This window comes from Vibrio sp. 10N.286.46.A8 (assembly GCF_041470165.1).
GTDB lineage: Bacteria > Pseudomonadota > Gammaproteobacteria > Enterobacterales > Vibrionaceae > Vibrio > Vibrio tasmaniensis_A.
The window spans coordinates 1-24,911 of record NZ_JBFRLX010000130.1; the positions used below are offsets into that span (position 1 = coordinate 1).

At 43.6% G+C, this 24,911-nt stretch carries 20 protein-coding genes; 9 read left to right on the forward strand and 11 right to left on the reverse strand.

Going from position 1 to position 24,911, the window contains the following annotated elements; all coding sequences use genetic code 11:
• From AB4232_RS13575 to AB4232_RS13585, 3 genes are all read right to left on the reverse strand, one after another.
• Nucleotides 1-401, reverse strand: a 401-nt coding sequence (locus AB4232_RS13575) for an FAD-dependent oxidoreductase (RefSeq protein ID WP_372087340.1), incomplete at its 3' end; no start/stop codon positions are given.
• A 531-nt stretch (nt 402-932) separates the two neighbouring features.
• Entirely contained in the window at nt 933-3,371 is a 2,439-nt protein-coding gene (locus AB4232_RS13580; RefSeq protein WP_372087341.1) for an ABC transporter permease, read from the reverse strand.
• 1 nt (nt 3,372) lies between these two features.
• On the reverse strand, nt 3,373-4,047 hold the full coding sequence (locus tag AB4232_RS13585; protein ID WP_372087342.1) for an ABC transporter ATP-binding protein: 675 nt from the start codon (nt 4,045-4,047) through the stop codon (nt 3,373-3,375).
• On the opposite strand from AB4232_RS13585, the gene AB4232_RS13590 reads away from it, so the two are divergent.
• The 5 genes from AB4232_RS13590 (at nt 4,046) to mrdA (ending at nt 11,949) form a co-directional block, all read left to right on the forward strand.
• The gene (locus AB4232_RS13590; protein WP_012600647.1) at nt 4,046-4,663 is read left to right on the forward strand and encodes an arylesterase; all 618 of its coding nucleotides are present in this window, start codon (nt 4,046-4,048) and stop codon (nt 4,661-4,663) included. The two genes, AB4232_RS13585 and AB4232_RS13590, sit on opposite strands and share 2 nt — an antisense overlap.
• 81 nt (nt 4,664-4,744) lie before the next feature.
• A complete protein-coding gene (fabV, locus tag AB4232_RS13595) occupies nt 4,745-5,944 on the forward strand; it encodes an enoyl-ACP reductase FabV (RefSeq protein ID WP_017097928.1) in 1,200 nt (399 codons plus the stop codon).
• Between the two features lie 178 nt (nt 5,945-6,122).
• A complete protein-coding gene (locus AB4232_RS13600) occupies nt 6,123-8,030 on the forward strand; it encodes an EAL domain-containing protein (protein WP_372087343.1) in 1,908 nt (635 codons plus the stop codon).
• 118 nt (nt 8,031-8,148) lie between these two features.
• A complete protein-coding gene (locus AB4232_RS13605) occupies nt 8,149-9,810 on the forward strand; it encodes an ABC-ATPase domain-containing protein (protein WP_009845330.1) in 1,662 nt (553 codons plus the stop codon).
• A 240-nt stretch (nt 9,811-10,050) separates the two neighbouring features.
• Nucleotides 10,051-11,949, forward strand: a complete 1,899-nt coding sequence (mrdA, locus tag AB4232_RS13610) for a penicillin-binding protein 2 (protein ID WP_102250461.1) — start codon at nt 10,051-10,053, stop codon at nt 11,947-11,949.
• Nucleotides 11,950-12,130: 181 nt separating this feature from the next.
• Here mrdA and AB4232_RS13615 read toward each other — a convergent pair whose 3' ends face one another.
• Nucleotides 12,131-12,751, reverse strand: a complete 621-nt coding sequence (locus AB4232_RS13615; protein WP_372087344.1) for a DNA-J related domain-containing protein — start codon at nt 12,749-12,751, stop codon at nt 12,131-12,133.
• A gap of 283 nt (nt 12,752-13,034) precedes the next feature.
• On the reverse strand, nt 13,035-13,874 hold the full coding sequence (locus AB4232_RS13620; protein ID WP_041473100.1) for an isopenicillin N synthase family oxygenase: 840 nt from the start codon (nt 13,872-13,874) through the stop codon (nt 13,035-13,037).
• Between the two features lie 199 nt (nt 13,875-14,073).
• Between AB4232_RS13620 and AB4232_RS13625 the strand changes: the two genes are divergently transcribed.
• Nucleotides 14,074-14,682 (forward strand): DUF2238 domain-containing protein, encoded by a 609-nt coding sequence (locus AB4232_RS13625; RefSeq protein ID WP_122047331.1) that lies wholly within the window; start codon nt 14,074-14,076, stop codon nt 14,680-14,682.
• A 79-nt stretch (nt 14,683-14,761) separates the two neighbouring features.
• Here AB4232_RS13625 and AB4232_RS13630 read toward each other — a convergent pair whose 3' ends face one another.
• The 5 genes from AB4232_RS13630 to AB4232_RS13650 form a co-directional block, all read right to left on the reverse strand.
• Entirely contained in the window at nt 14,762-15,013 is a 252-nt protein-coding gene (locus AB4232_RS13630; RefSeq protein ID WP_009845325.1) for a hypothetical protein, read from the reverse strand.
• Between the two features lie 21 nt (nt 15,014-15,034).
• Entirely contained in the window at nt 15,035-15,943 is a 909-nt protein-coding gene (locus tag AB4232_RS13635; protein ID WP_372087345.1) for a DMT family transporter, read from the reverse strand.
• A 30-nt stretch (nt 15,944-15,973) separates the two neighbouring features.
• Entirely contained in the window at nt 15,974-17,665 is a 1,692-nt protein-coding gene (locus AB4232_RS13640) for an SgrR family transcriptional regulator (protein WP_012600656.1), read from the reverse strand.
• A gap of 154 nt (nt 17,666-17,819) precedes the next feature.
• Entirely contained in the window at nt 17,820-18,053 is a 234-nt protein-coding gene (locus tag AB4232_RS13645) for a DUF3389 domain-containing protein (protein WP_372087346.1), read from the reverse strand.
• 73 nt (nt 18,054-18,126) lie between these two features.
• Nucleotides 18,127-18,552: a hotdog fold thioesterase gene (locus AB4232_RS13650; RefSeq protein WP_009845321.1), complete on the reverse strand. Its 426-nt coding sequence runs from the start codon at nt 18,550-18,552 to the stop codon at nt 18,127-18,129.
• 184 nt (nt 18,553-18,736) lie between these two features.
• On the opposite strand from AB4232_RS13650, the gene AB4232_RS13655 reads away from it, so the two are divergent.
• Nucleotides 18,737-19,525 (forward strand): M48 family metallopeptidase, encoded by a 789-nt coding sequence (locus AB4232_RS13655; protein ID WP_012600658.1) that lies wholly within the window; start codon nt 18,737-18,739, stop codon nt 19,523-19,525.
• Between the two features lie 83 nt (nt 19,526-19,608).
• Here the strand turns inward: AB4232_RS13655 and AB4232_RS13660 are convergent, their stop codons facing one another.
• Nucleotides 19,609-20,691, reverse strand: coding sequence for a site-2 protease family protein (locus tag AB4232_RS13660; RefSeq protein ID WP_372087347.1), 1,083 nt, complete (start codon nt 20,689-20,691; stop codon nt 19,609-19,611).
• Between the two features lie 357 nt (nt 20,692-21,048).
• On the opposite strand from AB4232_RS13660, the gene AB4232_RS13665 reads away from it, so the two are divergent.
• Both AB4232_RS13665 and AB4232_RS13670 read left to right on the forward strand, forming a co-directional pair.
• Nucleotides 21,049-22,308, forward strand: a complete 1,260-nt coding sequence (locus AB4232_RS13665) for an outer membrane protein transport protein (protein WP_012600660.1) — start codon at nt 21,049-21,051, stop codon at nt 22,306-22,308.
• Nucleotides 22,309-22,321: 13 nt separating this feature from the next.
• A complete protein-coding gene (locus AB4232_RS13670) occupies nt 22,322-24,757 on the forward strand; it encodes a VolA/Pla-1 family phospholipase (RefSeq protein WP_135381398.1) in 2,436 nt (811 codons plus the stop codon).
• The last annotated feature ends 154 nt before the right edge of the window (nt 24,758-24,911 follow it).

Below are 24,911 nucleotides of genomic sequence, written 5' to 3' on the forward strand. Positions count from 1 at the left end.
GGTTTACCAAGCACTTGGTTGCTTTTATCTTGATTAACAAGCTCAGCATAAGCGTTCTTGATTATCTTTAGGCGCGGAAGAAGATCCAACGGCTCTCCACCATCACTGTGTGGAACAGCGATAATTGTCGGACGAATATTGATCGTATGGGGAAACAAGCGGACGGTATCAATTGACTGAGTGAGCAACTGAAGACACTGCTCTACAGAAATATCTCGATACAAATTGCCACCAGCATGCAGATGGCAAATTGGTGGACCATTAACCAAACTCGGTCCTTTTTCCAAAATAGTGACCTTATAACCCAACTCACTAAAATGAATTGCGCTCGTCGTTCCGGCAATACCACCACCAACAATGGCAATAGAAGGCTGATTTGTATCCGTTTTGTTGTGGTTCATCGTGTTCTGTAGAATATGATTAACTGCCGCTATTCTACTTTTGTTCTGCTACGAATTAAAACACATTTTTATCAAGGTCTTAGATAGGCAGTATTTAATATCTATGTAAAAAACCTAAATAATCTCTTGACTCAATAACTCCAGATTGAGTTTTAAAGGTTATTATAACCGTCACATTTGTCCTAAGTGACGCCACATAAAGGCTGCCTCAGTACTCTTAAAACATAGATGTTAACTTATCCCTAAAGTTATCCACCGTTTTTGTGGATAACTGTTGATAACGTTCTTGCTAAGTTGCGCAAACCCTTTGTTTACAGGGACTAACCGCTGTTCATTAAATCGGCATTATTGCGCAATTAGTTTTAAAAAATACTAAAAAAACGGGAGATTAAGGTGCGATGTTCGTAACTTGTGCTACGCATTGGTCAAATAAAAAGCGGTCTAAAGAGACGTCTTATAAATAGTGAACGACTAAGTATAAGTAATGTCACTTTTAGACCGTTTTAAGCATTTGTGAGATCTCGCTAGCGACTAGCCAAAATCCTTGTTTACTGGTGCCAACAAACGTTTGATTAAGCTATTCACTACCGCGGCCAATGTGATAAACGTCAGCACGGGTAGCGCTATCCACAGTATTGGGTGGAGTGAAGGTTCTAACTCAAAGCCAAAGTTCATTACCCCGGCAACACTGAGTTCAGAACCCAGCGCAGCAATTGAGCCAGCTACTAACGCCATCACCCCGTATTCACACCAAATAGTGTTGAGAATACGCTTCTTACTCGCGCCTAAGGTTCGGTACAAGCGTATCTCTTGTTGTCTTTGAGATAAGCTCAGTCGCAACAGAGTGAAGATAAGCAATAGCCCCGCCACCACACCTAACGCGGCAAGTACGGTTATCGACCAAACAATCTGTTTGAGCAACTCTTGGATCTTGCTGCCCATTTTACGAATGTCCATCAAACTCACGGTCGGGTGATTTCGAGATAATTCGTTGAGCATTTGGTTGTGTTGCTCTTCTAATCTGAAGCTCACCAACCAAGTAGAAGGAATAGCGCTCAAAACATCGGGAGTAAAAATGAAATAGAAGTTTGGCTTCATTTCACGCCATTCTACTTTTCGGATGCTGTTCACCTTGGCAGAGACGTTCTGGCTGTTGATTGTGAATGAAAGATCATCGCCAATTTTCAAACCAAGTTGCTCTGCGACATCGGATTCCACAGATACGCCCTGCTCTTGTGTCCAGCTGCCTTCTAATACTTCATTGTACTCAGGCAGGCTATCTCCCCAAGTGAAGTTGATCTCTCGACTTAGTGCATCTGTTTCTTCTGAGGTCTCGCTGTATTTCGCCGCCTCAACGCCGTTAATGGTTGTGAGTCTTCCTCGTATAATTGGAAACGCTTGAGTACGCTCTACTTCGTTTGCATCAATCGTCTCGAGATAACTGTCTTTCTCATAGCTCGCAATATTCAGCGCAAACGCATTAGGTGCGTTCTCGGGCAAAGTTTGCTGCCAATCTGACAACAAGTCACTTCTCACTAGCCATATGATCGATAACAGCATCAAAGACAGCGCTAAAGAACCAAATTGAATCCCTGTTGCTAATGGTGTGCGATTAATTCGGCTCAATGCCAAACGCATAGATGTCGACGTCGGCAGCTTACCGACCAAACGCAGAACAAGCGTGCTCACAATCGCAAGCACTAAGAACAGGCAAGCGATACCCGCTAGAACTATCCATACCAACAGGTTATCGCCGTACATCAGCATCATTGGAATAATAGGCACCAGCAACAACAGGTATTTCTTGTAGTTTTCATTGGACTGATGACTTGATTGAATCACGCTGATTGCCGAGGTGTTGACCAAGCCAATTAACGGAATACCAAGAGCAGGCACACCAATGAGGACGCTTGATAAAATCGCTAAAATGACAGGTTCAATACCATAGCTAGGAAGTGGTGTTGGTAACAAATCACCCAATGGTATACGAAGTAAAAACTCTAAGCCGACCCCTATTGTAATTCCCAGTACAGCCCCGATGGCCACTAACAGATATACCTGTACAAACAACCATTTAATGATCCATTGTTTGCTTGCCCCTAAACTCTTAAGCATCGCAATGGTTTTACGGCGACTCGCAACATAATGTTGGCACGTAAGTACCAAAGTGGTCGCAGCCATTATCACAACGATAGCAACGGTTAGCGAAAGATACTGAGTTGTGCTCTCGAACATGTCGTTAGTGCGGCTCGCTGAGTCTTGCGTGCGCCAGCGATCGCTTGGTGTTAATTCTACGCTGTCTTGTGCGGCTTTCAGTTTAGTATCATCACCGTTTAGAAACAGCCTAAAACTAACACGGCTGCCAGGTTGAATAGCGCCAGTGGCATCGATGTCACTTGTATGAATCAGCACAGCAGGCATTTGTTGGAATGGGTTAAAGCTCAAACCTGGTTCTTGGGTGATACGCCCAGTTATCGTTAAATCGGCATCGCCAATAGTGACATTGTCACCAATTTCAACCTCTAGCTGCGCAAATATACGCTCATCAAGCCACAATTCCCCCGGTTCAACATGATTGCTTACCGCGCTATCTGCTCCTTGCAGTATCATTTCACCGCGTAAAGGATAATTGCTCTCTACGGCTTTAACGGTAACCAACTGCATCGAGTTATCACTGAATGCCATGGTTGAGAAGCGAGTTAACTGAGAGTTTTCTAACTGTTCAATCTGAGTCAGGTCTAATAAAGGTTGTGGGATTGGGTTTGCCGATACAAATACACTGTCGGCGGTTAACGCATCTTTGCCCTGCTTAACGATTACTTGTTCCATACGCTCAGCCAAAGCTGAAAGCGCAAACACACAAGCAATAATGAGTGTTAAAGCGATGGATACCGGCCATAACTGACCATGTCGAATCTCTTCGATGCTCCATGAAAACAGTCGTTTGTTCAGTCCGCGTGATGAATTCAATTTACACTTCCTCTATGTGACCGACATGCATTTTCAAGGTTCGTTGGCAACGCTGTGCGAGCTTAGGGTCATGCGTGACGAGAACAAGCGTGGTGCCGTGCGATGAATTAAGTTCGAACAACAGCTCGACTATTTTCGCTGCCGTTTGTTGGTCTAGGTTGCCCGTTGGTTCATCGGCGAACAAAATTTTAGGCTTAATCATAAACGCACGAGCCAATGCTACCCTTTGTTGTTCACCACCGGACAGTTGAGACGGCAAGTGATCAAGCCTGTCTTTCAAGCCCACTGATTCAAGCAAAGCCGTCGCGCGTTCGATGTGTTCGTCTTCACCTTTCAACAAACAAGGCAGCGTGACGTTTTGCAGGGCAGAAAGGCTTGGGATCAATAAGAAGCTTTGGAAAACAAACCCAACGGATTCACTGCGGATTTTGGCTCTCGCTTCGTCATCAAGCTGTGATAGAGGTTGGCCTAACAAACTGATTTCGCCAGAAGTTGGCACATCGAGTCCTGCAAGCAGTGTCATTAACGTGGATTTACCAGCACCTGAAGTACCGACGATCGCAACCGTTTCACCCTCACGAATATCGATATCAACATGCTCTAAGATTGTTAAATGTTCTTGATTAGTAGACACTGTCTTCGAAACAGCTTCTGCTTTAATGATGGATGTATGCATGACTCGACTAATTTCCTTTTTATTCTTAATTATATTTTCAACCGCTTCTTTGGCTCAAGATACCGAGTTAGATTCTAAGTTACTGGTGCTTGGTGATAGCCTGAGTGCTGGTTATAACATGGACATCAAACAGAGTTGGCCAAGCCTGTTACCAGACGCGTTAGCAAAGCATGACAAAACGGTAACCGTGGTCAACGGAAGTATTTCTGGTGACACAACTGGCAATGGCTTAGCTCGTTTACCACAATTGCTTGAAGAACACGCCCCAGACACTGTTCTTATCGAACTCGGTGCGAATGATGGTCTTCGTGGATTCCCACCTAAGCTGATGTCTGCGAATCTTGATCAAATCATTAAGCAGATAAAAGCTGCGGGCGCGAAACCTATTATGATGAAGATTAAAATCCCACCGAATTACGGTAAGCGTTACAACCAGCAGTTTGAATACGTCTTTGCAGCGCTTGCTGATCAACAAAGCGTGCCACTTTTACCGTTTTTTCTAGAGCATATCATCCTCAAACCGGAGTGGATGATGAACGATGGACTGCATCCAAAACCAGAAGCTCAGCCTTGGATTGCTGAATTTGTCGCCAAAGAATTATATCAGTATCTTTAGGTTTTAATGGTCTAGCTCAATAAATTTTACACAGCTTTACGTTAGCCTGAGTGCATATCACCGTTAACTGTAAGGTTATTTATGCTGATCGAACCTATTATCAAGGGTGTGGTAGCCAAAAGCGCTCACCCTCTAGGCTGTCAAGAAGCCGTAAAGCAACAAATCAAGTTTGTTAAGAGTGCGCCGCAGATCAAAGATGGCCCTAAGCGAGTACTGATTATCGGTGCTTCCTCTGGCTTTGGCCTTGCCGCTCGCATTGCCCTTACCTTTGGCGGTGCAAAAGCTGACACCATCGGCGTCTCATTCGAGCGCGGTCCTAACGAAAAATCCCTAGGCAGCGCTGGTTGGTACAACAACATCTATTTCAAAAAAGAAGCCGAACGAGAGCAACGCACTGCTATCAACATTGTTGGCGACGCATTTTCACAAGAAACACGTTCACAAGTTGTCGAAGCCATTGAAACCTACTTCGAAGGTGAAGTGGATCTGATTATCTACAGCTTAGCCGCTGGCGTAAGACCCAAACCAAATACCGAAGAATTCTGGCGCTCTGCCATTAAGCCAATCGGTGAAAGCGTGACTGGTGCGACTATCTCATTAGAGCACGACAACTGGGTGACCAACACACTTGATGCTGCAACGGAAGAAGAAGCCGAAAGCACACTCAAAGTCATGGGCGGCGAAGATTGGGAACAGTGGATAGATGAGCTGATCAATGCTGAATCTATTGCCCCAGGTTGCAAAACCATTGCTTTTTCTTACGTTGGTCCAGAAGTCACGCACCCTATCTACTTAGACGGTACTTTGGGCCGCGCTAAAATAGACCTTCATCAAACAAGTCACGCACTTAACCTTGAACTAGCTAACTTTGGCGGTAATGCTTACGCGACCGTGTGTAAGGCATTAGTCACCAAGGCGAGCGTATTCATTCCGGGGCTAAGCCCTTACCTACTCGCCTTATATAGAGTGATGAAAGAAAAAGAGACCCACGAAGGCTGTATCCAACAAATGCAACGCTTATTCAGCAGTAAGCTGTATGGACAAACCAAAGTACCACTTGATGGCGAGCGCCTAATTCGGATGGATGAATGGGAACTCGACCCAGAAACCCAAGCTCATGTGACTGAACTACTTGAAGCTATGGATGAAAACAACTTCCAATCAATCGGTGACTATCAAGGTTTTAAAGAAGAGTTTTTACAGTTGAACGGTTTTGCTCAACCATCGGTAGACTATAAAGAGAAACTTAACACTGATGATTTTATAAAGTTAAAGCCTTAATCGAAACTTATCTCATTACTGAGACCCAGATTCACATTTGAAAACCTCCGCAAAATTGCGGAGGTTTTTTTGTGCAACATTTCTTATACTTAGTTAATGTAATATTCACAGTTTATTTGGTTCATCTTAATTAACACAGGATGTGTTGATGCATTTAGCATAATTGACTCGGAGTCATATGAAGAAGATAAAAACGATAGACTTAGATATCCCTGACGATATGGCCTCCAGCTGGCAGAATATTGTCGACCTCTTAGCTCAAATCACTCAAGTGCCTGCTGCACTTATCATGCGTGTTCATACCAACTACATTGAAGTTTTCTCTACCAGCCACAGTCAGGATAACCCTTATAACAAAGGCGATTCTGAAACATTAGGAAATGGGCTTTACTGCGAAACAGTGATGGAGTCTCAGCAGCAGCTTTTAGTACCCAATGCGCTTGCCGATGTTGATTGGAAAAACAACCCCGACACAAAGTTTGGCTTAATCTCTTATTGTGGCATTCCGCTATTTTGGCCTAACGGCGAATTGTTCGGCACCATTTGTATCTTGGACTCGAAAGAAAATCACTACACGCCTACCTATATTAAGCTATTAGAAAGCTTTCGCACCTCTATAGAATCTCAATTAAAAACCTTGTTTCAACACGCTAAGCTCACTCAAATGAATCGTGACTTAAAAAGCCGAGTTGCGACTCGCACTAAAGATCTCGCGAGTCTTAATTATTCATTAAACCAAGAGATTGATAAGCGAAGAGCGGCAGAACAAGAGATCAATTTCCAAAAAAATCACGATCTCGGCACGGGTTTTTTGAACCGAAGTGCTTTTGAGTCGCGCTTAGATCAGAAGTTGTTGTCACAACAAAGGTTTACTGGTGGCTCACTCGCAGTAATCCATATTGGATTTACTAATGGCAGGCGCATTCAAGCTCGATATGGCTACAACGCGTTAGACCAAGTGCTTGTTGAATACCGACAACGCATCGACAGTATCTCTGATGTCGAGGTATTAACTGCGCGCCCTACTTCGGTTGACCTTGTGTTGGCGTTCAGCGTTAAAGATTTGCACCAACGTATCGAAGAACTATGCCAGACACTGGTAAAAGTCGGTCATTCAGAATTTGACATTGGTAGTGACAAAATTCATCTGCATGCCTTTATAGGGATTGCGATTACTGAGCACGACGATGGTGCTGACAGTATTATCCAAAAATCTTCAGAAGCGATGTTGGCATGTAAAGATTCCGGACAGAAGTTCGCTTACTATTCTCAGTCTCATGCTGAAGAACAAAGTCATATTAATAAGATTGAAGGTTATTTACTCCAAGCGGTTCGTAATGATGACCTTATGCTCTATTTTCAGCCTAAAGTATGCCCGTTGACTCATCGCTGGGTTGGTGCAGAGGCTCTACTGCGTTGGCGACACCCCGTTCTGGGAGACATATCTAACGAAACTTTAATACACATGGCCGAGCAAAACGGATTGATTTTCGAAGTGGGAAATTTTGCTCTGCGCAACGCTATAGAGCAAGCGAAAGAGTGGTCCGAATACGTTGAAGATTTCAAAATAGCCGTAAACGTATCTGCTATTCAATTGAAGAATGTTGATTTCGCAGACCAAATTATTCACCTGTTGGAAACCTATCACCTAGAACCTCATTTCTTAGAACTTGAAGTCACGGAAAGTTGCCTCATTGCAGATGAAGTCGTCGCGAAAAATACATTGGAATCGTTACACAACATTGGCGTTACATTGTCACTGGACGACTTTGGGACTGGCTATGCCTCATTTAGTTACCTTAAGAAATTCCCATTCGATACGATTAAAATTGATAAGAGCTTCATCGACCAAATGCTCAACTCACAGGAAGACTCGGAGATCGTTCGGTCCATAGTCCAAATCGCGAAAAAGCTCGACTTAAAAGTCACGATTGAAGGCATAGAATCGGAAGTTCAGGAGCAATTTATCATCAATGAAGGCTGTGATGTGGGACAAGGTTACCTTTATGGCAAGCCAATGCCGAGCCAAGAATTCGAACACAGCTTAATCAATCAAAACTATTTGGGGACTACTCGTTACGCTTAACGCGAAAAAGAGCACTTTGTTTTGGATTTAGGCCTACTTTCTCTTTACTCTATAGGTGGTGATTTTTATAATCGCCGCCTTTCTGTTTTATCTTCCCTTTATATAGGCATTCCTCGTTATGGATCAGTTGACTGCAAAGCTTAAAAAGCTCGAAAAACAAAACTTCCGCGCATATCAACAAATTAAAGGTCAATACGACTTTGCTGATTTCGAATTACACATCGACCACGTTCAAGGTGACCCGTATGCATCATCTTCACGTTTTCGCGCAACACGCGCTTGGTCGTTAACAGGGTTAGATTGGCTTAAAGAAAAATCTTACGAATACCAAGTAGCAGCACGTGACTTCATTGCACGTAGCTTCTCTGAATTTGCTAAACAAGAAGCTACCGTGTCTATCGCACTAACAGGCCAAACTGTTTTGGATAACACATCTGTGGTTTTCACCGAGCACGGTATCGAAATTCGTTTTCGTATCAACCTACCCGCTGATGGTCGTAGTATTCTTGCAAAGAAAGCAATCAACATCATTACATTCTATTTGCCTAAGTTTATTCGTCGCGCAACGCTTGAACGCGAACTCAACATTGAAGCGATGATTAAGCATTGTGAAGCTGTTGAAGACCAAGATGCATTGCGTGCTCAATTGGAAGAAAACAACCTAGCGGCATTCGTAGCAAATGGCAGTGTATTACCTCGTATTGCAGGTAACTGCGACCTGCCAATGAAAGGCGCGGTTCCTTTCCTAGCACCAGAGTCTTTAAGTGTGACGCTAAACGCGCCAAACCAAGGTGATGTGACTGGCCTAGGTATTCCTAAAGGCATCACGCTGATCGTTGGTGGTGGTTTCCATGGTAAATCTACACTATTGAACGCCGTTGAACGTTCTATCTACAACCATATTCCTGGTGATGGCCGTGAAGGTATCGTGACTGCGACTGATACGATGAAGATCCGTGCTGAAGATGGCCGATGTGTACACAACTTGAATCTTTCAAACTACATCAACCATTTACCAATGCAGAAAGACACGTCTAATTTCAGCACACAAGATGCATCAGGTTCTACATCGCAAGCGGCTTGGCTACAAGAATCGATTGAAGCAGGCGTTCAAACACTACTTATTGATGAAGATACGTCAGCGACTAACTTCATGATTCGTGACGAACGTATGCAAGCTCTAGTATCAAAAGGTGCTGAGCCAATCACTCCACTTGTTGACCGTATTGGCCAACTACGTGAAGAGATGGATATCTCTACCATTGTTGTAATGGGTGGATCTGGCGATTACCTAGACGTGGCTGACACTGTTATTCAAATGCACGACTACCAAGCGGTAGACGTAACTGATAAAGCACAAGAAGTCATCGCTCAACACCCTACTCAGCGAACTAACGAATGTGAGACCGCATTAGAAACGTTTGTTCCTCGTTCGTTAAACCGCGCAGCATTGATGAACATTCTTACTGACGGCAAATTCCGAGTTAACGCGAAAGGCAAAGAGTCACTGCGTTTTGGTAAGGAATTCGCGGACCTTTCTGCATTAGAGCAGTTAGAATCAACCTCAGAAGTGAACGCGATTGGTTGGGCTTGGTTCCAGTTTGCACAAACTCCAGGTTGGTCAAACAACCCTGCTAAAGAGTTTAGCGCTATCTTAAGCGATGAGTGGCACGTGAACATGCCAAACTACGGTGACTTAGCGAAACCAAGAGTATTGGATGTAATGGCCGCACTAAACCGTATGCGTAAATCTCAGTTCAAACCTTCGAGCTCGAACTAATACCTCGCGTTAAGTTAATCTTTATTGTTACGGCTCTCATTTATGAGGGCCGTTTTTTTGCGTTCAATTCCTATATTTCTATCTGATTCGGCCACTCTTTACGTGACTACATTGTTGGTCAGCGCTTTAATCATAGAAATCCCCAAAATCATGACACAGCTTTTACAAAACTATGGCGATATTCAGATAAAGTTCCGACTCGATAGGTGTAACTAAATGTAACAGACTCTTGAGGCTTCAATGAATCATAAACGCGTTAAGATGCGTGACCATAAAATCGAAGTAAACCTATTCAAAAACCGTGTAATCGTGGCGTTTTGTGGGATCTTACTGTTCACTCTCGTCTTAGTCGCCAACCTGTACCGACTTCAAGTCGACAATTTTGAAAGCTATCAAACTCGTGCTGATGGCAACAGAATCAAAGTATTGCCTATCGCGCCTACTCGCGGGCTAATTTACGATCGTAATGGTGTGTTGCTTGCCGAGAACAAGCTTGTGTTTAATCTAACGATGATTCCCGAGCAAACAGATGATGTCGATACCATGCTCGCCAAGCTAGACAAATACATCCCGCGTGATGTTGAGCAGATCGCTCGATTCAAAAAACGTTATCACAACACGCGCCGTTTCAAATCTGTCACTATATTAGAGAACCTAAGTGAAGAAGAGATCGCTAAGTTTTCGGTGCACCAGTACCAATTCCCCGGCTTATCGATTGATACGAACTTAAAGCGCTTTTACCCAAATGGAGAGGTGCTGACACATGTCTTAGGGTATGTGGCACACATCAATGATAGTGACCTAAAGAAGCTAGAAGAAAAAGGCATCGAAGCGAATTATCAAGCGACTACTATTATTGGTAAGCTCGGTGTCGAACGCTATTACGAAGATATCCTACACGGAACCAAAGGCTATCAAGAAGTTGAAGTAAACAGCCGTGGCCGTGTTGTTCGGACTATTGAGTACGTGCCGCCAGTTGCAGGCAAAGACATAGTATTAAATATTGACCTTGAACTGCAAAAATACGTATTTGAGCAACTTGATCACCGAACCGGAAGTGCGGTTATCCTCGATCCAAAAGACAACAGTGTACTGGCGATGGCATCTAGCCCAAGTTATGACCCTAATCTATTTGTCGACGGCATTTCGAGTAAGAACTACCAACGTCTATTGAATGACCCTGCTCACCCATTGGTAAACCGCACTACTCTCGGCGTTTATCCTCCAGCATCCACCATAAAACCATTTATGGCCGTTGCTGGATTACAAGAGCATGTTATATCAGAAAACACCATTCGTGATGATCACGGTTCATGGCAAATTCCCGGTTCCAAACGCAACTCTAAATCATGGCGAGACTGGAAACGCTGGGGTCACGGTCCTGTTGACGTAACTCAAGCGATTGAAGAGTCGGTGGATTCATTCTTCTATCAAACCGCCTTTGATTTAGGTATCGACCGCATCTCAAGTTGGATGAATCGCTTTGGTTTTGGTGAACCTACGGGCATCGATATCTATGAAGAAAGCACCGCCAACATGCCAACTCGAGAATGGAAGATGATGCGTTATCGTACCCCTTGGTATCAAGGTGACACCGTCCCTATTGGTATTGGCCAAGGGTATTGGACATCCACGCCAATGCAACTTGCCAAAGCAACCTCGGTACTGGTTAACCATGGGAAGGTAATGCCACCTCATATCTTGAGAGCTACCTTAGATCACGGTGAAGATTTTGATACGCAAAAACTGGTTGAACCTGAGCCGATGCTGTCGATCACTGAAGTACCAGACGAGATATGGGATGTACCTATTAATGCGATGCGACTCGTAAACCACGGCAGTCGAGGTAGCGGCAGACGTGCATTTAAAGGAACTGACTACACTAGCGGCGGTAAATCGGGAACAGCCCAAGTGTTTGATCTTGCAAAAGATCAGGTCTACAACTCCAAGAAACTGGCTCGGCATTTACTCGATCACGCGCTTTACACGGCATTCGCACCTTACGAACACCCTGAATATGTCGCGACGGTGGTCATCGAGCACGGTAATGGTGGTTCCAAGGTCGGTGCCCCTTATATCCGTAAAGTACTCGACTATGCATTCGAACATAAGAGTGGCGAAAGCAAAGATCACTCATAGCATAATAAATGAAGTAAGAACGACGCTTAACCTAGTTACAACGCCTAGCCTAGTAACAATACAAGCGTAATGACGACAAAGCCCCACTTGTGTCACTCACAACATGGGGCTTTTCAATTTTATATAGGGCTTAAATTTCACTCTAAAGAGTCAATAAACAGCGCAGTAAGAGTTACGTCGATTATGAACTTCGTAATACATGCCACGCCTCACAAAGCGTCTGGAATTTTGCCGTATTGCCCTCATCTCTATCGGGATGCCACCGCAACGCCAGCTGTCGCCAACGCTTTCTAATTTCCTTATGCGTTGCGTCTACAGGGAGATCAAATAACTTCAATGCACGGTTTTTATCTAAATTGAGCGTATCAGCGCCAACAAACTTTCTGTACCGAGTCCAAAACTCGTTCAGCAGCCTTTTGACTTCACCTTCATCCGCTTCATAGTTAGCCCAATTAGTGTAGTAGTCTCGAAGTGGGTCTTGGTGATCAATGTTGTGGCTATTTCCATGATAGCTTCCATTCATCAATTCAATATCCATTGCTTGAACTTGAAGCCAACCATCAGGGTGCAACGTTTCTTGAAGCTGATACAGCGCATTCATAATGAGAAAGTTCTTTTTAAATAACTCCTTCTCGGGTGCTGCATCTAATACAGGCATAAACCCAAGATCGTTTAGATGAGCCGCCAGTGTGTGTACTTTCCATCCGCTTGGTTTTCGCTTAAGCACTTCCATAATGGGCCAGAGCAAAGGGTTCTCCATATGGCTATGAAAGCTTGCTCTCACACCTTGATTATTCGACATAGTTGGCTCATTTGCGTTATTAAGTTGTTAGCTTGTTAGCTTGTTAGGCATGATGAATTGCCCTAGGTCAGTGGGCTGACTTCTCTTAATTGAAAGCGATTTTCTACGATTTGTCGAGCTTAATGGAACACCACATTCAATTGCTTGGCTCAAGAGCCCGTTATCCATCAAAATTACGCAGCTAAGTTGACCAGTAATTGACTATGATTGGTTTAGCTCTTTGGAATAACAAAAAAAGGCCAGCAATTTTGCTGACCTTTCAAAGACATACCAGTATCTCTAACTACATAACGCCAAGTTCTCTCAAACGTTCGACTAGGTACTCGCGGGCTGTGTATTTTTCAGACAAAACCACTTCTGGTTTCGGGTGAAGAAATAGAGGTAAAGAAATACGAGATTTCTCTTGGCGTTCACCTGATGGATTAATTACACGGTGACTCGTCGATGGGAAGTAACCATCCGATGCTTCTTGAAGCATGTCACCAATATTAATGATCATGCTGCCAAAGTCACAAGGTACGTCTAGCCAATCACCATTTTGAGATTGAACTTGAAGACCCGGCTCGTTTGCTGCTGGAAGAATGGTAATCAGGTTAATATCTTCATGAGCTGCCGCGCGGATAGCACCTGGCTCTTCATCGCCTTGCATTGGTGGGTAATGAAGAACTCGAAGTAGAGTCTGATCACTTCCATTGATCATTTCTGACAATGCAATAGAAAACTTCTCTTGTACTTCTACAGGTGCATGTACTTCAATCCAGCCTAGTAGCTCTTCTGCAAAAGCGTTCGCACGTTCATAGTAATCTAGAATCTGCTCTTTCAGTTGCTCAGGGATTTGGCCCCAAGGATATACATGGAAGAACTCTTTTATGTCTTTTACCGTGTTGCCTTTTGCAACTTCAGACACTGAAGGCGGAAAATATCCATCTTGTGTATCAACATTAAATTGGAAGTTCTCTTTCTCTTTTGTAATGAAGAATTGGTACCAGTTTTCGTAAATAGACTCAACAAGCTCTTTCGGGATTGGGTGGTTCTTAAGAACACCAAAACCCGTTTCACGTAGAGAGCGAACAAATTGTTCTGCTGCGTCGTCAGCAAGGTAATCGACAGTTTCCAGTTTCATGACTTTCTTTCTTGTTATGTAGTAATAGAGCAATTTTAAGGATCGCTTTGTTGTAAATCAAACTTTTGTGAAACTCTAACAACCGTTTGTCTAGATACTGGGCGATAACACTACTTTTCAACAAATCTGGTGATTAGATCTCAATTGAACACCGTTCATTATTATGTAACTATACATAAAACTTATAAAGGATCTGATGATGACAATTACGCCACTTGCTCAAAATAGACCTCTACTCTCACTAACTGCTGTCTATCTTGTTATCTTTCTCTTTTCAGCCTTTGCGCCATCTTCAAGAGCCGTTTGGATCGCTGAGATCGTCCCTGCTCTCGGTATTCTTATCGGGATATGGTGGTTATCCACCAAGCTCACCTTTTCTAAGACAGCTTATGCTCTGATGTTTATCTGGCTTATTTTGCACACGATAGGCGCAAAATATACCTTCGCAGAAGTGCCATTTGACTGGTTCAATAACCTTATTGGCTCTGAGCGCAATAACTTTGACCGAGTAGCCCATTTCTCCATTGGTCTTTATGCCTATCCACTCGCAGAGTATTTGATTCGTAAGAAATTGGCTCAGCCGATACTAGCCTGTTTCTTTGCCCTATTTGCGATCATGAGTGTTGCAGCAGGTTATGAAATTATTGAGTGGTGGTATGCAGAGATTGCAGGTGGTGATGAAGGTATCGCGTTCCTTGGCTCACAAGGTGATATTTGGGATGCACAGAAAGACATGCTGTGTGATACAACGGGTGCCATTGTCTCGCTATTACTGTTGCAACTTCAAGGACGAGTTAGAGCTCATTAAGCGCTAACCTTTCTTCTGAATATAAAAAACAATGTGAAATGCCACACGCATGATGTGTTGCGGCATTTTTTCTTCTGTACTACTTCATAGTTACCTTGCCCCCCACAAACTTGTAGGCAGGCGTACCTCGAACCAAGGTATCTCGCGCAAATTCAATTCCGCATTCAGGGCACACACAAGGGTCTTTTGTGAAATCTTCGACTATACGTTCCTTAAAACACTTTACGAGCGCCCCTTTGCCGCCTTTCCGATATTTAAAAAGTTGCGTTTTGCATTTCGCACAGAAAATCTGAACCGTTTTAGTCGGTTGTTTTTTGTTTGGTTTAGCCATAGAAGTTAATGATTGAACCCTTTATTTCTTAAGTTTAGGTGCGACAAGAACCAAGCTTATCCCAAGTAAGATAACAGTCGATGAGATAATAAATTGCATAGTAACAGGTTCAGATAACAACAAAACGCCGCCAAGTGTCGCGATAACGGGAACAGAAAGCTGTGCAATGGATGCGACCACTGTATCCAGTTTTTTCACCACGTAATACCACAAACTATAACCCACACCAGAAGCCACTGAGCCCGACAATATTGCGTAAATCAAGCCTTGTTCTGTGATGGATATTTGCGATGCCACATTAGGGATGACAAGTAACAGGCTTACTAACACAAGGATCACTAACGAGCTAAATCCAAAGTTGGCAGTAGTGGATTGCAACGCGTTCGTGGATTTCTTACCCGCAAGTGTATAAATCCCCCAACCTACTCCAGCCAGAGCCATCAATATGATGGAGGTTATATCGGGCGAACTTGTCGAATCCGTCGGCATGAGTAAGTAAACGAGCCCAGAAACTGACAACAAACAACCACACCACTCTAACAATGACATTCTGTTGCCCGAAAATAAGTGCGCGGCAATCATCGTGAATTGAACCGCAACAAACAGAACCAAAGCACCGAGACCTGCACCAAGCTCTAAGTAAGCAAACGAGAAGCCAAACATATAAACGAGGAGTGACAATATTGATGTGAATTGAAACTGTGATTTAAGCTTTGTCTCTACCGACTTGTCGTTGTTTACTAGCTCCTCTCTAGGCTTAGAGTGGGAAGACAAAGTTAATAAAATCAGAAGTGTAAGGGCACCCGATATGATACGAACGATCGAGAAACTCAAAGGATCAATGGTTTGATCCATCAAAGCCCAACGACACAACACTGAATTGGCAGCAAACGCCACCAGCGTTATAAATGTGATCATCACCGTTTGCATCGTGTTGTCCTAATCAAGTTATCTCTGGTCTTAGTCAACGTCCGGTTTTACCCAAACTTGGCTAAAGTCGAACCAACCAAGTGCATTACACTTTGCGTTCTGCAGCGTACCGCATTGATCTTTGTTAACGCCTAACCAACAGTGGAACATTGGAATCAATTGATTGCTTTGCACCAATTGTTTACCTAACTGTCTTGCTGGGAATTGCTCGAATTCGCCCGAGCGCCAACGATCGATCATGTGACACCATTGATCGAAGTCTTCTGCCGGGCTAGATTCATCGAGAAAGCTGTAATCCATCAACCAGCCCGCTAACGCGTCATCTCTATTGTTGGCGATACCCATTGGATTGATCCAAATATCGACATTATCGGCGTGTGGAGGATCGGTTTCGTAACCATAAAGTTCAACGTCGACGTCATATTGCTTCAACACTGTAACAATAGCCTTCGCAAGTGTTGGAAACATTGGGTGTTGGCATTGGTAAGCCAATCTAATGGTTGGTTTCGCATTCGCTGGTGGACAAACCGGCGTGTTCAACTTGATGTCATACCAACCGGGCTTTATCCCATAAGCGTGTAACACTCCCAAATCGATAACAGTTTCTTTCGGAATGTGTACAAACAGATCGGCCGCATTCAAAGTATTAGATAAAAATTGCGCCCATGCAGGATCTTGTGCGATGCCCTTTTTCCGATTCAACAGTAGATAGGTACAGCCGGGATCAAGTTCGACTTCGTCGCTATCGCCGCGATCCGCCATTACAGGCTTAGAAAGACTTGGGTAAACCATAGAAGAGTAAGCCTCATCAACAACCCAAACCTCAACACGATCAATCAATGGCCTAAAACCAAAATATCCGTTAAAAGCCGTTAGCACGAGTTGCTTCTCATCGTTCTTTTCAATGCGATAAGGGCCAGTACCAATCGGTCGAATATCGTAGTCTTCACCACGTAAAATCATCGGTAAGGTGACTTTGGCAACAGATTCAGTCAGAGCGAGTGGGAAGTGTTTATCTGGTCGCGTTAAAAAGACATCAACCACACAGTTTGCCGGAGAAGAGACGTCTTTTATATGTGAGAACATATTGAGAGGTTCGAGTGCTAGCAGCGTATCCACAACATGATTAGTTAACAAAGGCTCTCCGTTATGAAAACGGACTCCGGGTCTCAAGAAGAATCGCCATTGATAATCGCTGATTTTTTGCCATGAATGAGCAAGATCGGGCTGTAATTGATCGTTCTCATCCAAACGTGTTAACCCACTGAATACCTGACAGGTAATATGCTGCTCAGATCGTCGCATCGACTTTGTCGGGTTAAGCATAGAAAGCGGTCGGTAATAAGGCAAACGAATAACCTGCTCACCTTCCTGGTATTGCACACCCAAGTAATTTTGAATAACTTGAGTCAGCTTGGCTGCATTGTGATCAAGCACTGACAGCGCTTGTCCAATTTTACCTTCTTGTAAGTAGCGTCTTGCTAAGTTTTCACTGACATCGCAACGATTCTGCTTAAAAATAAGTTGAGATAACTTGCCTCGCCCAGCCGCAGGTAACCACTCTACCCATCCTTCTTCTTCAAGCTTATTGAGTACCATCCGGGCATTACGACGGGTACAACAAAGCACATCCGTGATGTCGTCGAGCTGAACATCAGAATCTTTACCATCGAAGTATTCAAACAGGGTTTCAAATTGAACGCGAAGTCTTGGGCTGCTCATAAAGAGGAAAACTTATTCAAAGGACATTGAATTCAGTTTCCCTATTTTAAGACTTAAAATCAATCTTACTGATGTGATTTTCTTGAGATTTATTAGGTATGGTGTCCTAAGATTTGATTCAAATAGAAGGCCTAAGTACTTTTGCAGTATACGATTACATCACATCGCAGCCGATTTCATTGGCAATATCTCGAAGCTGCTGTTCGTTGTCTAATTTAATCGACCACTTGCATTCAGAACCATTGGCTGAAATGACATTTGCCCCTTTTCCTATCAGTTGGATTGCATCAACTTGAGCTTGTAGCGTGACTCTGTGCTCACCATCCAAACGAACGACCAGCTCATGTACGGTTGCGATGATTTTCCCACTTTTAAACGTTATGACCATGGATTTCTCGGACTATTTTTAAATACAGATTACTTCTTATAAATACAAACACAGCTAACTAATGCTTAGCCTATTATCGCTTATGTTTCTTCACAGCAATAGTTAAACGACTTGTACAGACTAAGCGTTGACGCTCATCCGTGATGTTTATCTGCCATACTTGGGTAGACACACCTAAGTGAATAGGCTCAGCAGTACCGACAACATGGCCATCGCGCATTGATCTAACGTGGTTTGCGTTGATATCTAGCCCAACGCAATAGTAGCCTTCTGGAACGCAAAAATTAGCAGCCAATGAGCCAAGCGTTTCTGCTAACACAACCGATGCGCCGCCATGGAGCATACCTAAAGGTTGGTGGGTAAAATGACAAACCGGCATGGTTGCCACCAAAGAGTTGTCGTTGACCTCGGTGTATACAATATTGAGGTGTTCAATTAAGGTATTTTTTGAGGTCGCGTTGAAGATCTCTAGGTCAACGGGCTTTTTCCAAATACTCATGTAGGTTCCTTAATTATTGGCTTTGTTATCGCGTGTGCAGTTTTATCATCGTTAATAGGTTGATAAAACCAATAACGTTAGCATTACTGCTGGGATTATTACCGAAATAGTTATCTTACTGCTACTAGCTATTACACAAGTTGATGTTAACATGCATAAAAACCGAATACACAGAGGATATTGTATGACGTCATGGATGAAGTTTGCCTCGCTTCTTACACTCGCTGGGCTAAGTGCATGCAGCGCTTCCCCAACAGGCAGAAACCAATTACTGCTTTTTTCAGATAAAGATATGTCTCAGCTTGGAGCACAGTCTTTTGAACAAATGAAGAAAGAACAACCCATCAGCAAAGATGCAAAAACGAACGCTTATGTACAGTGCGTTGCAAACAGCATCACGCAATACATTCCTAAACAAGGTTTTAGTGAATGGGAAGTTGTTGTCTTTGACAGTGACCAAGTAAACGCATTCGCCCTACCAGGCGGAAAAATTGGCGTATATACCGGGTTACTTAAGGTAGCGGTTAATCAAGACCAACTCGCGACAGTTATCGGGCACGAAGTGGCGCACGTTTTAGCAGACCACAGTAACGAGCGCCTATCTCAGTCTCAAATCGCTAACACTGGTTTATCGGTTACTAGCATCGCATTAGGCGCATCAGAATACAGCCAATATCAAGGTATGACGATGGCTGCTTTAGGTTTAGGCGTTCAGTATGGCGTTATTCTACCGTATGGGCGAACTCAAGAGTCTGAAGCCGATGTTGTTGGCCTAGAGTATATGGCTAGAGCTGGATTCGATCCTAACCAAAGTGTCGACCTATGGCAAAACATGGCGAAGGCATCGGGTGGTAATCAGCCCCCAGAACTGCTTTCTACACACCCTTCGCACAGTACGCGTATCAAAGATCTGCAAGCGACGATCAAAACGCTTCCCCAATCGGGTTCTCCAAGACCAAATTGCAAAGCGTAATTTACATTTGTCTAGACGCTAAACTTCGAATACAAAAATGCCCTATCCATATTGGCTAGGGCATTTTTTTGTTTTGATTCTTGTTAAGTACCAAGAATTTGCAATGGTAGGCTTAATAGCTGATCACCAGTAGATGCAAAATACCAGATAACACCAATCAAACTACTCACTAAACCCACATACCAAACAAACGACACGACTTGACCATATTTGTCTAATGGCAGCAAGTGACTGTGGTGACGCCCTTTCCATTCGAACAGTATTTCCACACTACCCATAATCAATAAGAAACCAAACAAGGTCAGATTCAACTGATAACTCAACACTACGCCAGCAACAGCTGCTGCGATACACAATACAATACCAAGCACACTGTTCATTGAGAAACTGATACTTTTCAGTACATGTCCGCCATCGAGAGGCAAAATTGGCAATAGATTAAACAAGTTCAATAGCGCGTTGAATACTGCAAGCCCAGCAAAGAACATCTCGCCAGTGATCAAGTACAACACGGTAAACACCAAAGACAATATCAATCCGAACAATGGCCCCATGATTGAGATAACTACGTCTTGCCAGCGCGTATTGATCTTCTCATCGGATAACGCTAAACCACCAAGGAACGGTATCAAATAGATGCCTTTGGTCTTCATGCCAAAGTATTTCATCGCTCTAATATGGCCGTATTCATGGAACATAAGGCAAGCGATTAGAGCTAAAGCAAATTGAATTGAAAACAGCCATGAATACGCAGCCAAGCTCGCTGAGGCAAGTACGACTTTGATTAGCTTGGCACTTTTTAATGCTTTCATACCAAGCGACACTAATCCAATTAAGCTAAAACGCTTCTCAGGTTTAGGTGCTACAACGGAAGTTTGTTGCTCGATGTCTTTAGTGTCGCGGTTACCTTCGGCAATCGTTTGACCATTGACGGAGGCTTTGTAGCACATCTCAAATGGCTGCCATTGAACTGACGCTTCGACGTGACACTGCAACGTATCCTCGCCAGATTGCAACTTGAATGAGTGAGTTCGAGCATTATCTTGCTCTGAGGTCGCATCCAGTTGAGACACAAGTGTATTATCCCAGAACAGCTGTTGCCAACCAGCCATTGAACCTTCTAAACGAAGCGGTTTTCCAAGAAACTCTATCGCGAGTAATTCCAAACTTAAATTCCAATTTAATGCCATCGTAAATGAAACCGTATTATGCCGATTTAGCGATTAACGGTAAACACAAACAAAGTTGTTACATATTTAAGCAATTGAACACTATTTATTCCGTTAATGCGCATAAACATTCTGGTCACACCTCCAACCACGAATAAACCATTGATTGTATGCATATTATAAATGTTAAAGTCCCGCCCCGTAAAATTATAACTTCACAAAATGATAACTCATTCTTTGACTTTACATGAAACATGAATTTAACATGTCATTTACATTGGAGCGTCACAAATAAGAATGCTCAATGTGTTTTCAACAATAAGAATGAGATTTGATGCCCTAGGAGGGTCAAGGATGAAAACAATACAACGCTCTCTCGTTTCGCTTTCTGTGCTATTTGCATGTAATTCACTTGCGGCTGGTTTCCAAGTTGCTGAGCATTCTGCCTCAGGCCTTGGACGCGCATTTTCAGGTGAAGGTGCAGTTGCCGACAACGCGAGTGTACTTGCGAGAAACCCCGCTGCAATGACCCTATTTGATACAGCCCAATTTTCAGGCGCGGTTTCTGTCGTTGATCCCGAAGTAGACATTACTCAAAACAATGTTCCAGGTTCTGGCGGGCAAAGTCAGACATCTAAAGACGTCGCTCCCCTTCAGATTGTACCTGGTGCTTACTACATTAGCCCAATCAATGAGCAATGGGCTTGGGGCATTGGTATGTTTTCCAACTACGGTGTTGCTACCGATTACCCAGATGATATCTACGCGGGTGATCTAGCTGGTGATACATCACTAATGTCTGTCAATTTAAACCCAAACGTAGCGTATAGAATCGACGACCAATTCAGCATTGGTGCTGGCGTAAACCTTGTTTATGCAGAAGCTGAACTCAACCGACACCAAGGTGCTATTTCAAATGTTACTGGTGATCCTTCGTCGACGAAGTTAATCAGTATGACTGGCGAAACATTCGCATTTGGTTGGAATGTGGGTGGCTTATATGAATTGAATGAAAACAATCGATTTTCTATCGCTTATCGTTCGGAAGTTGACCTTGATTTTGACGATGGTGATTTCAAAGATTACACCGGTGGAATCGTACAAGGTAGCGCAACTGCAACGACTGGCCGCTTAAAAATTACCTTACCTTCAATTATTGAAATATCGGCTTTCCACCAACTGACCGATCAGTGGGCTATCCACTACGGTTGGCAACAAACGGGTTGGAGCAGTTTTAAAGAACTTAAAGCCACCAGTCCAGATTGTAAAGATGGTGTGTGTTTTAAAAAGACAGAACACTACGAGGATAACAACCGCTACTCGTTGGGTGCGACTTATCAGTTGAATCAAGAGTGGACACTAAGGGCGGGTCTTGCCTATGACGAGCAAGCTGGTCAAGCAACGTTAAGTATCCCAGATAGCGATCGTTACTGGTACAGCACTGGCTTGACTTACCAATACAGCCCAGATCTTTCTATTGATGCTGGTTTTGCACTTGTACAAAGTAAAGATGGTGATTTCACGGAAACTAACGAACTGGGTCAAAAGCTTGAGTTTTCAGGTGATGCAGTAGCTTACCTATCTGCAATTCAATTGAACTACACCTTTAACTAAACGGAATTCAAACATGAAAAAGTTATTTAGTGTTTCGCTGCTTGCTTCGGCGATATTTCTTGCAGGTTGTGGTGATGACTCTTCGAGTTCAGGTGCCTCAACTGCCGTTAAATATGAGCAGTACATTCAAGATTCACTGGCTCGCACAACGAGTATTAAGTTTCATCTAAGTGGTGCGAACAAAGCGGTTCCACTGCCAAGCTTTGCTCTGATGGACACGACGGATGGCACTCTAGGATTACCAACGGGTGGTAAAGATTCGTTAACGAATCCAATTGCGGCAATGAACACAATGGATGGCTGGTCTACTTCGATGCCAATCGTTATGAATTTCGAAGGTACCGGTCTTGCCGACGGTGTCGCGACTGGCGGCGTTTACATTCTAAAACTTAGTAGTTCACTCACATCCACAACACCACCAACGGTTACAGGCGTTTTGACTCTAGGGACGCACTTTAATGTGTTATCTAGCGCTGCAACGGATGCCTTTACTATTGTATTTAAAGATTCACTCGATGCTTCAAGCGAATACGTGTTGGCACTGTCGAATGAACTGACCGATGTTAATGGCGACCCGGTAGGTATGTCGTCAAGCTACGCAGCTCTTAAATCAAGTTCAGTAACGTATACTGACGGTAGCTTAGCTCAAGCACAGAAAGTAACTCAGGGTGTAGAGAAAATCTTTGCAGGGGCAAATGCCGCCGGTAAAGTTAGCCTTGATAGCAAAAACATCATTTATTCGACGTGGTTTACCACCGAATCGGTTGGCGGCTCTCTTTTCGCGACAAAAGCAGCAACAGCGACTGGGTTGGCTTCTGCGAACCTAAATGGTGTATGGAAAGGCAGTGCAAATCCTAACTCTGTTGACCTAAAAGCCGCGTATACTATGTCTTTTGTTTCTACAGAAACATTCAAAACAGCATTAAAAAATGACACTGATTTTGACAAATACATTGGTGGTGGCGATGCAACTAAGATTGCCAAAGCCAAGGGTGCCATCGGATTTATGTATGGCGCCACTGACAATGTTGATGTAAGCCAAGGTTCTGTTCAATTACCTTACTACTTAGAAACAAGTGCAACTGAATGGAACTCTCAGCCATTTGAATCTGGTATGCCTAGCCTAGCTAAGGTTTCAAATGCCCTAAGTAATAGTGCAGAACAGGCAAACATGGCAGCTCAACTAATTGCCGCAGGTATTGATGCAAGTATATTAGCGACGAGTCAAACAGAGCAACTTAAACTAATCGGTTTAAACCTGACTCTTAAAGATGGTTCAGCACTTGATAGTGAAAGAGTCATCACCAAGTACTCTCCCGTCCCACAGGTTAAATCATTGGAAGCCGTTGAATTCTTGCTGTTTACGCCGAATGGTTCTTATCCTACTAATGTAGTGATCTACCAACACGGCATCACCTCAGCGAAAGAAAACGCTTACGCATTTGCCTACAACTTAGCACGAGCCGGCACAGCGGTTTTAGCGATTGACTTACCGCTCCACGGTACACGTAGTTTAGATGATACTCGTTCGGCAAACGCTGATGTTCTGGCTTATCTAAACTTAGCGAACTTACCCGTCGCTCGCGATAACGTACGTCAAAGTGCACTTGATGTAATGGGCTTACGTGCATCTTTAGCTGTTTCATTAAAATCTGATGCACTCACAACTTCTCCATTGAAGGCATTTAATCTAGCTACTGGCTCACAAGTGAAGTTCTTAGGCCACTCGCTAGGCGGTATTGTTGGAACGACGGCAGTTGCAGCCTCTAACCGTACTCTCGGTAGTGTCGCAGCTAATTCGCTTTACTCATTCAGTTCAGCAGCGATAGAAAACTCTGGTGGTCAGATATCTAACCTTCTACTGGGTTCTACAGAGTTTGGCCCTCAAGTTAAGCACAGCGTTGCATTGAGCGCTTCAACTGAATACGCAGGTTTTGCAACCGCGAACTGTGGAAGCCTCTCTAGCAAACAGTGTTACACAACGTTTGAAGCAAACGCGACTGCAGCACAGAAAGCAACCATGACAGCCGCTTTCCAACAGTTCGCTTACGCTGCACAAACTGTGTTGGATACTGTGGATCCGTTTACCAATGCTGCTTATCTAGTTGCTTCTGGCTCACCTGTTCTGCCTATTTATATGGGGCAAGTACAAGGTGATGATACAGTACCAAACGCAGTGGCAAACGCTCCGTTTGCGGGAACGACACCGTTAGCAACCAAACTTGGCCTAAAGGCTGTTGATTCAAAAGATATGACTCTTGATGGTGCAAAGGACTTTGTTAAGTTCAGTGATGTTGCTGCGCACAGTACGTTTGTAATACCGCAAGATACCACTTCACCGACACCTTTGGACGCAGGTCATCATGCAAGCATGCAGACACAAGCTGTAGACTTCTTGATCGACAACGCGTTAACTTCAGCATCTATTACTGCTTCTTTCTTGGAATAAAAATAGTTGCAACTAAACAAATGCCAGCCTAACCGCTGGCATTTTTGTTTCTACCCCCAACCAACTACCCCTAGTTAACCGTTTGCATAAAACGTTAAAACACAAATGGTTGATCTCGGCTAAAATTAATCAAGACAGAATACCGTACGACCTC

Coding starts and splice junctions, on each gene's coding strand:
- AB4232_RS13590 (WP_012600647.1), top strand. CDS start 4,046: ATGACTCGACTAATTTCCTTTTTATTCTTAATTATATTTTCAACCGCT.
- AB4232_RS13585 (WP_372087342.1), bottom strand. CDS start 4,047: ATGCATACATCCATCATTAAAGCAGAAGCTGTTTCGAAGACAGTGTCT.
- fabV (WP_017097928.1), top strand. CDS start 4,745: ATGCTGATCGAACCTATTATCAAGGGTGTGGTAGCCAAAAGCGCTCAC.
- AB4232_RS13600 (WP_372087343.1), top strand. CDS start 6,123: ATGAAGAAGATAAAAACGATAGACTTAGATATCCCTGACGATATGGCC.
- AB4232_RS13605 (WP_009845330.1), top strand. CDS start 8,149: ATGGATCAGTTGACTGCAAAGCTTAAAAAGCTCGAAAAACAAAACTTC.
- mrdA (WP_102250461.1), top strand. CDS start 10,051: ATGAATCATAAACGCGTTAAGATGCGTGACCATAAAATCGAAGTAAAC.
- AB4232_RS13615 (WP_372087344.1), bottom strand. CDS start 12,751: ATGTCGAATAATCAAGGTGTGAGAGCAAGCTTTCATAGCCATATGGAG.
- AB4232_RS13620 (WP_041473100.1), bottom strand. CDS start 13,874: ATGAAACTGGAAACTGTCGATTACCTTGCTGACGACGCAGCAGAACAA.
- AB4232_RS13625 (WP_122047331.1), top strand. CDS start 14,074: ATGACAATTACGCCACTTGCTCAAAATAGACCTCTACTCTCACTAACT.
- AB4232_RS13630 (WP_009845325.1), bottom strand. CDS start 15,013: ATGGCTAAACCAAACAAAAAACAACCGACTAAAACGGTTCAGATTTTC.
- AB4232_RS13635 (WP_372087345.1), bottom strand. CDS start 15,943: ATGCAAACGGTGATGATCACATTTATAACGCTGGTGGCGTTTGCTGCC.
- AB4232_RS13640 (WP_012600656.1), bottom strand. CDS start 17,665: ATGAGCAGCCCAAGACTTCGCGTTCAATTTGAAACCCTGTTTGAATAC.
- AB4232_RS13645 (WP_372087346.1), bottom strand. CDS start 18,053: ATGGTCATAACGTTTAAAAGTGGGAAAATCATCGCAACCGTACATGAG.
- AB4232_RS13650 (WP_009845321.1), bottom strand. CDS start 18,552: ATGAGTATTTGGAAAAAGCCCGTTGACCTAGAGATCTTCAACGCGACC.
- AB4232_RS13655 (WP_012600658.1), top strand. CDS start 18,737: ATGACGTCATGGATGAAGTTTGCCTCGCTTCTTACACTCGCTGGGCTA.
- AB4232_RS13665 (WP_012600660.1), top strand. CDS start 21,049: ATGAAAACAATACAACGCTCTCTCGTTTCGCTTTCTGTGCTATTTGCA.
- AB4232_RS13670 (WP_135381398.1), top strand. CDS start 22,322: ATGAAAAAGTTATTTAGTGTTTCGCTGCTTGCTTCGGCGATATTTCTT.